Here is a 14,885-nt window from a genome sequence, read left to right on the forward strand (position 1 = left end):
CTATAATTTGATCAAATTCGCTAAGGAGCGATCGCAGTCTGCATTTACCCATAAATTTTCCTGTCAATATCGACTTGTGCCCGTAAACAGAAATTACAGTAGCGCTAGCAACTTGCTAGATCTTTGCAATGAACCAGGTCGTTTCTTTGTTTGGTTTAGTCGGCGGAATCATGCTGAGTCAGTGGATAGGATCACTTCCCGCCGCTAGCCAAATGATTCCCGATGCAACTTTGCCAATCAATTCGCAAGTGGCTCCGGGTTGCACCACTTGCATGATTGATGGCGGCACTGTGCGCGGGGTCAATCTGTTCCACAGCTTCAAAGAATTTTCTATTCCCACGGGTGGCGCTGCCTGGTTCAACAACACAGCCCAAATCCAAAATATTCTCACGCGAGTCACCGGAAATTCCCTCTCCAACATTGATGGATTGCTCAAAGCTAACGGTGCTGCCAACCTGTTTTTACTCAATCCAAACGGCATTGTTTTTGGCTCAAATGCTCAGCTGCAAATTGGGGGTTCATTTTTTGCTAGCACCGCCCCTAGCTTCAAGTTTGCCGATGGCAGCGAATTCAGCGCCACCCAACCCCAAGCTTCATCTCTATTAACGGTCAATGTGCCGCTGGGATTGCAGTATGGCAAAGCGATGGGTGATATTCACCAAGCAGGAAGTTTGGAAGTGACAGATGGACAAAGCCTGACGCTGTATGGCAACACGGTGATGAACACTGGAACTCTAAGAACCGCAGGGGGAACAGTGCAGCTATTGGGCGATCGCGTGGCTCTACTGACTCCCACTCAGATTGATGTTTCGAGTACCACGGGAGGCGGTACCGTTCGCATCGGGGGCGACCTGCAAGGGCAAGGAACGTTACCCACAGCAACGGCAACCTACATTGATCGGGGTGCTGTGATTCGTGCCGATGGTCTCTTTGCCTCTACTCCTGCAAACGGTGGCACGATTGTTGTTTGGTCGAATGCTTCTACCAAAGCCTATGGAACATTGACGGCACGATCGCAGAACACTGGCAATGGTGGCTTGATCGAAACCTCTAGTGCAGGCATCGTCGATGTGGCAGGTATTCAAGTCGATGCCTCTGCTGCCAATGGGTTGCCCGGAAACTGGCTAATTGATCCCCGCGACATCATCATTCAAAATGTTGGAGCTTCCACCAACGGCACCTTTAGCGGTACCAATCCTGATATTTTCACGCCCATCGGGGATAGCGCCATTATTGCCACGACCGATATTCAAAACCGTCTGAATGCTGGAACTAGCGTCACCATTACCACAGGTAATACGGGCACCCAGGCAGGCAACATCACCATCGCAGACAATATCACCAAAAATCCGTTCGGCGGACCGGCTACCTTAACGCTAACCGCCGCCAACGACATTCTCTTGCAGCCCGGTATTCAGATTCAGTCCTTTTTTGTTCCTACCAATTTCAATCCGCTGAATCTGATTTTGCAAGCAGACAGCGACAACTCTGGTAGCGGCAGCGTTATTCTCAACGGCACGATTTCTAGCAATGCTGGACAGGTGAGTCTTTCTGGCCGCACGATTTCTTTGACGAATGGCTCTGTTTCTAGCGGTATCCCTGGCACTCCAGATGCTGGCATTGCGGGAGGGGCTGGAGCAATTACTCTAACGGCTGATACGGTTTCATTAGACAACAGCAGGCTGCAAGCAGATACGTATGGTGGTGGAGATGGTCAACCCATCATCATTAATGCAGGCACGGTTTCCTTAAACAACAATAGTTCCATCGGCACCATCACCTGGACCACTACAAACAACGCTGGTAATGTCACGATTAATGCCCCTGGATCGGTATCGATCACCAACAATAGTTCTGTTTTCAGCACCAGCAATGGCTTTAGTGCGACGCAAGTGGGAGATGCAGGTTTCATTACGATCAATGGTGGAGCGATCGCCGTTAATCAAGGAAGGGTTGCCAGTACAGGGAATGCTCAAGGACTGGCAGGAATTGTCATCAATGCCGCGGCGGGTTCGGTAGATATCAGTAACAGTTCTGTCAGCAGTATCGGGCGCGGTGGAGATGGTGCGCCTACGACTATAACCGCGATCGAGGGAGTGCGCTTGACCAATAGCTTTATCAGCAGTCGTGGGCTAAATCGCAATGCTGGACCCATTACAGTGAGTGGTAAGCAAGTTGAAATTGATGCAACCTCCATCGCTGCCCAGTCTTTCTTTACGGGAACAGGCGGCGCAGTTGCTATCAATGCGACAGATGCGGTCACGTTCACTGGAAATAGCCGAGTGAGTAGCGAATCCTTTGGGGTTGGAGACTCTGGCCCCTTAAATGTGAGGGCGGGTTCTAGAATCTTGGTCAGCAATAGCGAACTGACTAGCAGCAATTACGAGAAGGGAAATGCAGGTGACTTGACCCTAAGTGCCAGTTCGGTGGCCCTGGATGATAAAGCGCAGGTGCTTAGCATCGTGAGAGCAAATTTTGGAGTTCCCAATGCGTCTGGTAATGGGGGACAGGTGGCGGTGGATGCCCAAACTCTGACTTTGACAGGAGGTTCCACTGTATCGGCTAGCACCTTTGGCGATGGCAATGCGGGTCAGATTTTAGTCAGAAATGCCTATTCAGTGGTGCTTTCTGGTAGCACGATCGCGTCGGCGGTGAATTCAACAGCAACGGGCAGCGGGGGCAACATCGACATTCAAACCCGCTCACTTCTGCTGACGGATGGAGGGCAGATTACGGCAAACACCACAGGGCGAGGGCAAGCGGGAGATATTGTGGTCAACAGCCGCGATCGTGTGACTCTGACGGGCGCGAATACGGGCTTATTTGCCCAAACTAGTTCAGCAACGGGTGCGGGGGGCAGTATTGCCGTCACGACCGACACTTTTCAAATTGCCAATACTGCCACGCTCAATGCAACGACCAGCAGCCAGAGTCAAGGCGGCAACATTACGGTTAATGCGAATAATTTCAATGGCACCACAGGCAGTCAGCTACTCACCACTACGTCGGGCGGTGGACAGGCAGGCAACATTACGGTCAATGCCGCAAACCAGTTCAATTTGAGGGATGCCAACACCGGATTATTCGCCAGCACATCTCCGGGCACTACTGGGGAGGGTGGCAGCATTACGCTACGGACAGGTGCAGCCACCATTGCAGAGGGTGCTCAATTGGCCGCTATCGCGACCGGCAGCGGCAATGCCGGAAAAATTAACGCGATCGCAAACAGTTTGGAACTGAGTCAGACTGGACAAATTCTCACCACCACATCCAGCAGCGGACGGGCAGGAGATATTACAGTGGATGTCAGCGATCACCTGACGCTGACTGATGCCAACACGGGACTATTCGCCAGTACCCTGACTGGTTCTTCAGGTGATGGCGGCAGTATTTTTGTCAAAGCTCCGTTGGTGGGCATTTATAACAATGCCGCCCTTTCGGTAGACAGCCAGGGCAGCGGTCAGGGCGGCGATATTGCCTTACAAGCGAATCGGCTACAGCTAGAAGACCGTGCCCGTCTAACGGCTGAAACGACCAGCGCGAATGGTGGCAACTTAATGCTGGATGTGCGCGACCTGATCTTGCTACGGCGCAATAGTCTAATCTCTACCACCGCTGGCACGGCACAAGCAGGCGGCAATGGCGGCAACATTTTTATCAACACTCCTTTTATTGTCGGAGTGCTAGCTGAAAATAGTGATATTCGTGCCAATGCCTTTACCGGAAACGGCGGCAAGATCAGCATCAGCGCTTTTGGTATTTACGGACTCACATTTCAGCCCACATCCACACCCTTTAGTGACATTACTGCCAGTTCACAATTTGGCATCAGCGGTCAGGTGTTGTTAGATCTCCCCAATCTTGACCCGACAAAAGGCTTAACCAAACCGCCACCAATGGTAGAACCAATCCCCAGTATTAGGGTGGGATGTGCTGCCGATGAGAACCCCCGTATCGGCAGCAGTCGATTTGTGATTCTGGGACAGGGCGGATTGCCTCTGACCCCTGATGAAGCTTTTAGCGGCGATCGCACGTTGGCTGAACCCATCGACGCGATCTCAAAATATCCTCCAGTATCCAACCAGCCAACCATTGACACGCATCAGCGATCGGTTGTGGACAGAACTACAGCTATTATTGAAGCGCAAGGCTGGGTGCAAGATGAGCGCGGGACAATTTCTCTGATTGCCCAACCCCTTGAAATAACCGCTCACAACCCAATTTGGACTTCGCTTTCCTGCTCTACTCCATAGAAGAGCTATGGGGTATAAGTACTTTAGCCTCTAGCTTTCAACTCCTAATCCTATACAGATTTTGAGAAAACAACTAGGGCGATCGCCTTTTAACAACAGTTTAAGATCCCGGCAATAGCCAACCTTGTTGTGCTGCCTCAGGTTTTGCCAAAATTACTCAATAGACTGCGGCTGAGTGGCGACGACTACAGCTGAAACAGCATCCATGCTGGCAAGATCTGTTAGAAGCATATTTTGAAATGCGGCGATCGTGCTCAAAGTAGAGACAACGCATTTTCGTCATAACGTTCCGATTGAGCGGCTGTGAGTATTTTCGAATCCTCACCGAAATCTAGTAATAGTCCGCTCCAATCGGGTTGTTATGCTTTGCTCATCTCCCGATCACGCCGCAACTTCATCAGTTCACACCTCTCGAAAGCCGAAGAGATCTGCAATCATGGACGTTCCCAAACCTGACGAGACCCGCCACTGCCCAACCTCTAAAATGCTTTAGGATTATGGATTTATTAAAGTGCAATTTTCCTGGTAGAGTTATGCTAATGCACAGCCCTAGCAAATTCCACAGTTACAAATTATTTAATTTACAATCCTTGGTGGTTCGACAATGAACCATCAAGGATTGTCTTACAGTATCTTCGAATCGGAGATGGTTGCTGCCGTTACACCAAGTTTAGGCGCGATTTGATTGGCAATCTTTGCACCCAGCCAAACACCACCAGTTTTACCCAATTCTGTCGGTGATTCGGGGATACCGAACTCATCTTCTCCCGCTGCATTTCGTTTCGTCACGCCATCAAACTGCCAGTGCACACCCAAATACACGCGGCTTACCGAGTTATCGATAATCGCTTTCCACAAACTCGATAAAACTACTGGCTTAGGAGTAGGACAACGTGGCAGCAGTGTTCTGGGATCTTTGTTGATGCCGTTATATTCGTCCGATATGAAATTAATGCCTACGTCATCAACCCCATTCGCATCAAATGCATTCATACCTTTTTCCACTAAAAAGAGCCGCAATAATTGAAAAGCAGCCGCCCCAAAGGTTGCGTGCCCCGATGGGTACGCGGGAAAGTTCGGAGTTAAGGCCAAGCCGCGTAAGTTGGTGTCGGGGCGTCCGAGTGGGAAGAAGGTCGGATCGGGGGTACCGTTGCCGTCTACAGCATTGCGAATGCCTACAGCCGGACGCCACATCATATGGGTTGGCGCATATTTGTAATGCCAAGCGTCTATACCTGCGTCTGCCATGGCGATGCCAACCCCAGCGATAACTGCCAACTCGTCAGCATTGCTCAGTTTGTTAGGATCTTGATTTTCAATTGCATCCAATACGCTCAACACAGCCTGCAAGTAAAGTCTAGGTGGCGTCCCTAATTCTGGCGGGCCGTCATACCCCCATGCGATCCCGATAAATTCTTGTTCTTTCGTGCGATCAACACTGTTGAGGCTCCCTAGACGCAGAACCTCAGCAAAATCATCTTTGAAATGTTGCGTTGGATTGACTTTGGTTGCGGCGGTTGGAGGTACACGCCCAGGAGGCATTGGGAAATCGGCCACTCGCGTTGCCAGCAAAGGGGTTGAGAAGCCCCAATCAGCCCCTGCATACCCTTGTTCTAGCTGATTCGGTGGGACAGTATGGCCGTATGGCAATCCGGAAGGACTGTATTTGTCACGAGCCGCATTCTTCGCATCATCTGCCCCCAAGTTGTGAATCGCAGTGCCTAAAGCACGTCCAGCGACTTCAGCGGGACTATCGGCTGGCCCATAGTTAAAATTCGCGAGCCAACAGAGCCAGGATGGTTCTAACAAGCTGGCTTGGTTTGGATATCGCAGCCTGAGGACTTGCGCGCAAGCCGCAGCGCTCGCAATCGTTATCTGATTACCGCTAAGGTCAAGCAAGCCTGGCGTTGCTGGTGATGTCAGCAAGGGATCTCGACCTGATGCGTAGGCATTGGCGTCATGGAGGGCAGCCAATGCCATCCCCAAAGCGCGTGCCGTACTAAAGGGTCCTCTCTGATCACCGGGGCCTGCTGTATGGTCACGGCGAATGCATTCCAAACTCAAGTCGATCCAAAAGCGAAATTGCGCAGAAGCTGTAGTCATTGAAAGGATCTCCAAAAAATTATTAATTCACTCAACTAGTGTTCAGTCAATCAAGAAGTGACGAGTAGAAGGAGTAAGATTGAGTCAGTCCTTTCAACGGTGCTGGTATGGTTAAAAAGTACATCGTTAACTTAAACGAAACAGAACGGCAGTCTCTCGAACAACTGGTCACGACCGGCAAACGAGCTGCCTACACGATCAATCATGCGCGGATTCTTCTGAAAGCGGATTGCAATCAACCGAACGGGAGTTGGCGTGACCAGGACATCAAAGATGCCTTTGACATTAGTTTGCGAACGATTGAGCGGGTGCGGCAACGATTTGTCGAAGAAGGTCTGGAAGCTGCGCTTAAAAGCCGTCCGGGTGGAGGACGAAAAAGAAAGTTGGATGGGGAAAGTGAGGCACATTTGATCGCATTGCGATGTAGTGAGGCTCCCGAGGGAAAGGGGCGCTGGACGTTGCGATTATTGGCAGATCAAATGGTGGAACTGGGGTATGTCGAACAGTTGAGTCATGAAAGCGTGCGACAAGTGCTGAAAAAAACGAACTGCAACCCTGGCGGCAAGAGTGCTGGGTAATTCCACCGGAGCAAAACGCAGAGTTTGTCTGGCGAATGGAAGCAGTGCTGGACCTGTATCAAACAGCTTATAACCCCAACGTTCCAGTGGTTTGCATTGATGAGGCAACCAAGCAATTAGTCAAAGAAACCCTCGTTCCCATGCCAGCAGAGCGGGGACAACCGGAACGGGTCGATTATGAGTATGAACGCAACGGCACAGCGAACTTGTTTATGGTGAGTGAACCGATGGTGGGATGGCGGCGGGTGGAAGTGACAAAGCAACGCACAGCCCTCGATTATGCCCACTTGCTCAAAACCTTGGTCGATGTAGATTATGCCCAAGCCGACAAAGTGATCGTCATTGCCGATAATCTCAACACCCATTCACCCGCTTCACTTTACAAAGCCTTTGAGCCAACCGAAGCGCAGCGAATTTTGAGCCGCTTGGAGTTTTGTCATACTCCTAAGCATGGCAGTTGGTTAAACATGGCTGAAATTGAACTGAGTATTTTGAGTCGTCAATGTTTGGATCGTCGCATTCCTGATATGGATGTGCTCAAGCGGGAAGTTGCAGCTTGGCAGGACAACCGCAATCATGAGGAAACCTGGATTGACTGGCGCTTTGCGACGGCGGATGCCAGGGTGAAATTAAAGCGGCTTTACCCGTCTATTAATAATTGACTAAACACTAGTTAATTCTGGCTTTAGTAAGCCCACTCCACTGGTACCCTTACGGGTAGTTTTTACAGGAAACTCTAACCATTACTTGACTGAGTTTAAATTTAGCTCCATAGAATTAAATGTTGATATCTGGAAAAACTCTGAAAAATTCAGGACTTTTCTAAACTCCTTCAAATCAAGAAACCTGAGGCATAACAACTTAATATGCAGAAAATTTCCGTATAACATCCCAAATTAGGAGATTATGCAGAAAATTCCTGGATAATAGCCCAAGTTAAGTGGATAGACCGAAGCGTTGTCTGCTGTTTTGGTGGCTGAGCAAAATAAATGCCGCAAGTTGCAATGATTGGTTATCTGCGGCTGGGGCGATTGTCTTGCAGGGCGTTGCCGATGTCTTTGATCGCGCTACCGATAAAGGAGACTGTTGATTGCAAAGTGAGGATCACCATTTTTTCTAGGCTCAAAACTTGCCATTTAGGGCCACCTTGACGCGATCGCTCTTGGAATCTTCCACCTTGTCGATATCCACCGTGAAATTGGGTTTCCCTCGGTAAAATAGGATGCAATCAACCCTCAACGGTGTAGCTTGTAACCCTCAAATAATACAGTTGAGGTCGCCTGCTCGACGAGAAAAACGAAGATTTTCTTGATAATCCACAGGGCAATCAATTACAGCGGGAACATCTTGTTCTAGGGCTTCTCTTAATGTGGGAATTAAATCGGCGCAAGATTCCACTCGATAGCCCTTCAAGCCCATGCTTTCCGCCAATTTGACAAAATCAGGATTGGTGAATTTGACAAAACAGGATGAGCCAAACTGGTTTTGCTGCTTCCATTCGATTAAGCCATAGCCGCCATCGTTAAAGATCAGGGTAACGAAAGGCGTGCCAACTCGCAGTGCGGTTTCGAGTTCCTGGCAGTTCATCATAAAGCCGCCATCGCCTGTAACCGCTACCACGCGGCGATCGCGATGCACCAGTTTTGCCGCCAGCGCTCCCGGAATCGCAATGCCCATTGCTGCGAACCCATTGGAAATAATGCAAGTGTTGGGGCGTTCGCAGTGATAATGCCGCGCCATCCACATTTTGTGAGCGCCCACATCCGAAATCACAATGTCATCGGCTCCCATCACTTGGCGCAAGTCGTAAACAATTTTTTGCGGCTTAATCGGGAAGGCATCATCATTGGCATATTGCATATAATCTGCCCGAATTTCATTGCGCAGTTCTAGGGCGTATGGCGCGGGTTGATGGGTGCGATCGCAGCGCGCCAAAATTTCTGACAGTGAATCAGAGATATCGCCAACAACTTCTGCAATGGGGATGTAGCTGCTGTCTACTTCTGCTGGAGTCATGCCGATGTGAATGATGGGAACCGCGCCATCAGGATTCCACTTTTTCGGTGAGTATTCAATCAGGTCGTAGCCCACACAAATCACCAAATCTGCTCGGTCAAAGCCACAGCTAATATAGTCGCGCTGCTGAAGTCCCACTGCCCACAGCGCCAAGGGATGGATGTAGGGGATCACGCCTTTGCCCATGAACGTATTTGCCACGGGGATATTAAGCTGGGTGGCAAACTCAGTCAGGGTGGCACTGGCATGTGCCCGAATCGCACCATTGCCGACTAGAATCAACGGATTTTTTGCCTGAGAAATTGCTTCAGCCGCTTTTTCAATGCTGTGAAACGAAGCATAGGATTTTTCCTGACCATCGATTGTCAGGGGCTTACCTGTGGCAACCATGGCAGCAATATTTTCCGGCAAATCGATGTGAACGGCTCCGGGTTTTTCAGCTTGAGAGATCTTAAATGCCTTCCGCACAATTTCGGTGGTGTTGCTGGGGCGGACAATCTGAGCATTCCACTTGGTGACGGGCGCAAACATTGCCACCAAATCTAAATATTGATGTGATTCAATGTGCATTCGATCGGTGCCGACTTGCCCCGTAATGGCAACGAGAGGAGCGCGATCGAGATTGGCATCTGCCACACCTGTCATCAAGTTTGTGGCACCGGGACCCAACGTAGACAGGCAAACACCTGCTTTTCCCGTAAGGCGACCATACACATCTGCCATAAACGCTGCGCCTTGCTCGTGGCGGGTGGTGATGAATTGGATCGACGACTGCTTCAGGGCTTCCAGCACATGGAGATTTTCTTCGCCAGGTAACCCAAAAATGTAGTCAACTCCTTCATTCTCTAGACATTGAACTAACAGTTCTGCTGTATTCATCTGAGTGGTTTGTTCAGGGTTGGTGACTCCGTGCTGTTGCGATATGGAGTCGGTAATATCTAGTTTTTTAGGCATGGTTCCTCTCGACTGAATTAGCGATCGCGATTGAATGTTGCGGATTGAACGATTGCGTTAATATCGGCACTACTTCTAAGATTCCTTTTCTAAGCGGTTCTTTCTCAGCGATCGCACGAATCTATTAAACTCTTAAACTCTCTTCAAATCTCGCAGTCTTCAAATGATATAAGCCATAGAGACTGACAAACGCAGAAAGTCTGACTCAATCAACTCAAAGCTCAAAACTTTTCCTTAGCTTTTCCCACCTGTAAACGCCACGCCTTGAATAAAATAGCGGTTGAAAAAAGCGTATACCGCTAAAGCAGGTAAGGTAAAAATCATGGAGGCAGCCATGATGTAATTCCAATAGCTAATATATTGCCCTTTAAACGCATTTAAGCCGAGTGGCAGCGTGAACATTTCAGGATCAGACAGAATGACCAGCGGCATCAGAAATTCATTCCAGGAACCCATAAAGACAAAAATTGTTTGAGCCGCTAATGCAGGCTTTGCAAGCGGCAGCACAATCTGAAAAAAGGTGCCAAAACGACCCAAGCCATCCAGAGCAGCGGCTTCTTCTAGCTCTTTAGGAAAATTGATAAAAAACTGCCGCATCATAAAAATAAAGGTGGCATTGATGGCTGAGGGCACAATCAATCCTTGATAGGTATTGAGCCAGCCGAGCGATTTGAGAATCAGGAATTTAGGCAATAGCGTGATTTGTCCTGGCACCATCAGCACTGCCAGAATGAGAAAAAACCAGAACTGATTGCCGGGAAATCGAATTCTTGCCAGGGCATAGCCTGCCATTGAATTAAAGAGTAGGTTGAGCAGTGTGATCGAAATGGCTGCGATCGCGCTGTTCATTAGCCAGCGACCAAACAACGGTTCTTGCACAAAAATCGTCTGATAGTTTGCCAACGTCAACTGTTTAGGAATTAAACTCAAGCCGCCTGCTGAAATTTCAGCGAGGGATTTGAAGGATGCTGATAATGCCCAGGCAAACGGTAACAATGTAATCAGCGTGTAGACCGCTAAAAACAGATATAGGACGGCAGTTGACCAACGAATGGCTTTCATTCAAAGCTCCTAATCTAAGCGTTCTTCTTTAAACAACGTTCGCTGAATAATCGTCGAAGTCATTAAGATGACTGCCAGAATGAGTGTGAGCGCTAAGGCATAGCCCATATCCAAATTTTTGAACGCGTATTGGTAAATCAAAAGCACAATCGTCAACGTGGAATCATTGGGTCCACCAGAGCCAGCGGAGAAAATATATGACTGATCAAATAGCTGGAACGTCCCAATAATTCCCATCACAACAACGAAAAATGTAACGGGTTGTAAGAAGGGTAGGGTGATATGCAGTAATTTTTCCCAATGGCTGGCTCCATCCAGCGTTGCTGCTTCATACAAGGTGTCTGGAATGCCCTGGAGCGCCGCCAAATAAATCACCATAAACAACGGCGCGGTTGACCAAATATTCATGATCATAATCCCCTTCAAGGCAACATTGGGATCGCCCAACCAGTTGTAAGTTGGTAAGTGCAAAAAGCCTAGGAGGCTATTCAGCAAGCCATTAGCGTTATAGATCCACATGAAAATCAACGTTAGAACAGCCGATGAGGTAACGGTGGGTAGGAAAAAGACAACGCGAAACCACGATCGCCCCTTGATTTGGCTATTCAAAATCAGGGCAAGTGCCAGCGCAAGAAGCGTTTGAATCGGCACGACGATCGCCACATAGGAAGCCGTATTTTTCAGCGCAATCCCAACGCGATCGTCCTGGGCAATCCGGGCAAAGTTTTTTAGCCCGGTAAACTGATAGCTGACATCTCCTAAAAGCTGCACTTTTTGAAAGGCAAGCGCAACGGCATAGGCGATCGGGAGTATCAGAAACACTCCAGCAATCAAAATTGTTGGAGCCATAAACAGATACCCTGTTACGGTCTCCTCTGCAACCCGTTTTTTCCAGCTATGTTTAATCAATGTACTCATAAACACCTATCCTACCTTTAGACCTCTAACCTCTTGAAGCAGTCAGAGGTCTGCTAATCAAGCGCTATCTAGCTAAATAAATTTCTCGATTAGCCGTTTCTTGAGCTTTTTTCATTGCTTGTGGCAAGGGTTGTTCAGCCAACAAAGCACTAATAAATTGATTGTTGAAATTCATGCGGATGGTGGGTAAGTTTTGACCCGCTTGCCAGATGGTTGAGTAGCTTGCACTTTGCACAAAGGGCGCATATAAAGGATTTTGGCGATAGCCCGAACCTGCCAAGACGGATCGGCGAGTGGGTAAGGCCAACCCTTGTTTTGCCCAAGCGCTCATCCCTTCAGATCCGGTCAAGTAAGCAATTAATTTCCAGGCGGCTGCTTTATGCTTGGCTTTGCGGTTCATCACGTAAGCGACGGTAAATGCCATTGTGCCGGGTTTGCCATTGATTGTAGGGATTTCTGCGGTAGCAAAATCAAGATTTGGAAAGGTTTCTTTGAAGTAGGGAATTGCCCAAGTGCCTTCAATCGTCATCGCCACTTTCCCCTGACCGAGCATTTCGCTACCTGAGGTTGCGCCTACGTCAGTTGGTTGGGCAGACGTGCGATCGCGACGATATTGATCAATCACTAACTGCAAGCCCTTTAAGCTGTTCATTTCAGCAAAGGTGGCATAACCATTCGGAGCAATTAACTGCCCACCAAAAGCTTTCAACACAAACACTTGCCGAGCTAATTCAGGTGCAAGTCCGAAGCCATATTGATCAATTTTTCCATCATGATTCTGATCGATCGTGAGTGCTTTAGATGCAGCCATGAATTGATCCCATGTTTTTGGCGGTTGGGCGATACCCGCAGCAGCAAACGCCTTTTTGTTATAAATCAAGGCAAGCGTTGAGAAGTCTTTAGGCAAGCCATAAAGCTTACCGTTGTGCTTAAACGCATTCAGCAGTGAGGGTTCAAAATCAGCTAGCTCGAATGCGGGTATGATGTAAGGCTCCAGCGGTTCTAGCACGTTATATTGCATCAGCAATGGAGCTTCAAGGGCATCCAGATAAAACACATCTGGCGCAACATCACCAATAAGACGAGTTTTAATCACGTCCATATATTCGCTATTGATGACTTCATGTTTAACGTGAATATCAGGATTTTTCGCCTCAAAATTTTGAAGCACTTGATGCAAAAGCCGCGTTTCATTGGGATTGCTTTGCCAACCGCTTAACGTAATCGTGACCGTTTTGTTTGGCTGGAGTGTATTTGGGCTGCGCGAAGAAGGAGCTTGGTTACGACAACTTGTTAACGCGATCGCCCCAAATAGTAGACAACTGAATCCGAACCTGCTCAAGCTGATATTCATAGCGAGTATCGCTGTACCTTCAAATCCCCTTCTCTCTAATCTATAGCGATACTTCTTGCTACGTGAGCAAAAATTGACCATTCTGGTTGATTCGTTTACAAGTCTGACCCCAAAATTTAGTAGCAAAGAACGCTCTCTGCAATCATTTTTCAGAGCAAACTTAGCTGGGTTGGAGGGTGGTCAAGGGTATTCCAGGGAAGCGGCGGAATTGGAGCACCGTATTGTTCAAGTAGGTGATGAAAATAGCGGGCATTGGCTGGCGATCGCGCTTCTAAAGGGCAGTGAACAAAAAGATAAATGTGGGTGCCCTGACGTAACCATTGATCAATATAAGTCAGCCAGTCTTGCAAAAATGGAAGATTGGTTTCTGGATTAGGGTGACTAATATATCGAATCAGACTGAAGGATGCCGTAACGCTAAATTCCACGGGCACACGGGGCTTCTTGCGTTCGGAGTGAAGCTGAGGATCATCGGGCACATCATAAATGGGGCGCGTATCTAGCAGCACTCGACCTATTCCTAAACGGTGCAGCAAGGCGGTCAATCGCTGAGCACAGGGTGGTTTAAACCAATCCTGATGACGCACTTCCAAAGCAAATTCTGCATTTTCCTGAACAAGCGCCGTCAAAAAGGCTTGTAAATCTGAAAAATAATCCGGACTGTAGCTAGGCGGCAATTGGGCAAAAATAGGACCCAAACGAGTTTTGTTGGCAGGCGGTGTACCAGTGCATAACCCTTGCATCTGCTCCACAAACTGCTGTGCCTGAGGAAGTTGGGGGTATAGCAATCCAGTGTGGGTGACTTGTTTGGGCAACTTGGGACAAAATCGAAACCCTTCTGGTGTTGTGGCTGCCCATCGCGCCACCGTTTTTGCATCGGGAACAGAGTAAAAAGTGGTGTTGCCTTCTACCGTTGTAAACCGCTGACTATAAAGCTGTAAAAAGTTAGATGCTTGACTACCGGGTGGAAATAGCTCACCGACCCAATCTTTGTAACCCCAGAGAGCACAACCAATAAAAAAGTTTGTTGCAGGTGGCATTCTTATCGTGAAGGTGGTTCAATACACAGTGCCCTGCGCGACTAATGGAGATGATCAACCCAAGTTTTTATGAGATATGTTAACAGCGATTGCCAACACACCCTACCATCTATCTCCAACCATTCTCGTCAATATGCAAAACACTGCTGAGTTTAATTGTGCCTACTGTGGTGAACCCAACACAACTTTTATTGATTTAAGCGGAGGGATGCAGCAGTCTTACATTGAAGATTGTCAGGTCTGTTGCCGCCCTAATCATCTCTATGTCCGCATTGATGAAGAAACTCTCGATATTGAAATTGACTCTGAATATAATGGTTAAGCGTTACTTGGCAAAACACGATCTCCCTTTAAACTGTTAAATGCCTTGTAGTATTACAAGGCACTAACATGTTGACAGGATTGCGACGCAAGGTAGGCAACTAGCAAGGGTTAGTTTAAACCGATGTAGCTAGCTTCAGCTTCTAATTGGCGAAGCAGATTTTCATCCCCATTGGCTCTAGCAACTTCCAAACGGCGCTGCAAGTTCTTGTGCAACGTAAGACGATGAGCTGTCGCCGCTTTTGTTGCCATTTCCTGACGTTTTTCGTTCAACATGGACATTTCC

The 14,885-nt window shown here is 48.4% G+C and carries 11 protein-coding genes; 3 read left to right on the forward strand and 8 right to left on the reverse strand.

What is annotated here, in order from left to right; all coding sequences use genetic code 11:
• Positions 1–128 precede the first annotated feature (128 nt).
• Complete coding sequence (locus JOY44_RS17220) at positions 129–4,253, forward strand: filamentous hemagglutinin N-terminal domain-containing protein (protein WP_171574848.1); 4,125 nt, start codon at positions 129–131, stop codon at positions 4,251–4,253.
• Between the two features lie 624 nt (positions 4,254–4,877).
• Here JOY44_RS17220 and JOY44_RS17225 read toward each other — a convergent pair.
• Positions 4,878–6,356: a vanadium-dependent haloperoxidase gene (locus JOY44_RS17225; RefSeq protein WP_171574849.1), complete on the reverse strand. Its 1,479-nt coding sequence runs from the start codon at positions 6,354–6,356 to the stop codon at positions 4,878–4,880.
• A gap of 107 nt (positions 6,357–6,463) precedes the next feature.
• Here JOY44_RS17225 and JOY44_RS17230 point away from each other — a divergent pair.
• Positions 6,464–7,596, forward strand: a protein-coding gene (locus tag JOY44_RS17230) for an IS630 family transposase (protein ID WP_171573486.1) whose coding sequence is annotated in 2 segments (ribosomal slippage) — positions 6,464–6,893 and positions 6,893–7,596 — 1,134 coding nt in all. Because the reading frame shifts where the segments join, the coding sequence is not laid out codon by codon here.
• A gap of 350 nt (positions 7,597–7,946) precedes the next feature.
• On the opposite strand, the gene JOY44_RS17235 is transcribed toward JOY44_RS17230, so the two are convergent.
• From JOY44_RS17235 to JOY44_RS17260, 6 genes are all read right to left on the reverse strand, one after another.
• Positions 7,947–8,162, reverse strand: coding sequence for a hypothetical protein (locus JOY44_RS17235; RefSeq protein WP_197985520.1), 216 nt, complete (start codon positions 8,160–8,162; stop codon positions 7,947–7,949).
• 29 nt (positions 8,163–8,191) lie between these two features.
• On the reverse strand, positions 8,192–9,829 hold the full coding sequence (locus JOY44_RS17240; RefSeq protein WP_171576074.1) for an acetolactate synthase large subunit: 1,638 nt from the start codon (positions 9,827–9,829) through the stop codon (positions 8,192–8,194).
• A gap of 309 nt (positions 9,830–10,138) precedes the next feature.
• Positions 10,139–10,966 carry a carbohydrate ABC transporter permease gene (locus tag JOY44_RS17245; protein WP_171574851.1) on the reverse strand — a complete coding sequence of 276 codons (828 nt, stop codon included), beginning with the start codon at positions 10,964–10,966 and terminating at the stop codon, positions 10,139–10,141.
• 9 nt (positions 10,967–10,975) lie between these two features.
• Positions 10,976–11,884, reverse strand: a complete 909-nt coding sequence (locus tag JOY44_RS17250) for a carbohydrate ABC transporter permease (RefSeq protein ID WP_197985522.1) — start codon at positions 11,882–11,884, stop codon at positions 10,976–10,978.
• A 64-nt stretch (positions 11,885–11,948) separates the two neighbouring features.
• The gene (locus JOY44_RS17255) at positions 11,949–13,226 is read right to left on the reverse strand and encodes an ABC transporter substrate-binding protein (protein ID WP_242541798.1); all 1,278 of its coding nucleotides are present in this window, start codon (positions 13,224–13,226) and stop codon (positions 11,949–11,951) included.
• Between the two features lie 161 nt (positions 13,227–13,387).
• Positions 13,388–14,278, reverse strand: coding sequence for a DUF72 domain-containing protein (locus tag JOY44_RS17260; RefSeq protein ID WP_171574853.1), 891 nt, complete (start codon positions 14,276–14,278; stop codon positions 13,388–13,390).
• A gap of 76 nt (positions 14,279–14,354) precedes the next feature.
• On the opposite strand from JOY44_RS17260, the gene JOY44_RS17265 reads away from it, so the two are divergent.
• On the forward strand, positions 14,355–14,600 hold the full coding sequence (locus JOY44_RS17265) for a CPXCG motif-containing cysteine-rich protein (RefSeq protein WP_197985523.1): 246 nt from the start codon (positions 14,355–14,357) through the stop codon (positions 14,598–14,600).
• Between the two features lie 110 nt (positions 14,601–14,710).
• Here the strand turns inward: JOY44_RS17265 and JOY44_RS17270 are convergent, their stop codons facing one another.
• Positions 14,711–14,875, reverse strand: coding sequence for a hypothetical protein (locus tag JOY44_RS17270; protein WP_171573855.1), 165 nt, complete (start codon positions 14,873–14,875; stop codon positions 14,711–14,713).
• Positions 14,876–14,885: the final 10 nt, after the last annotated feature.

The organism is Leptolyngbya sp. Cla-17 (genome assembly GCF_016807185.1).
Classification (GTDB): Bacteria; Cyanobacteriota; Cyanobacteriia; order Leptolyngbyales; family Leptolyngbyaceae; genus ULC077BIN1.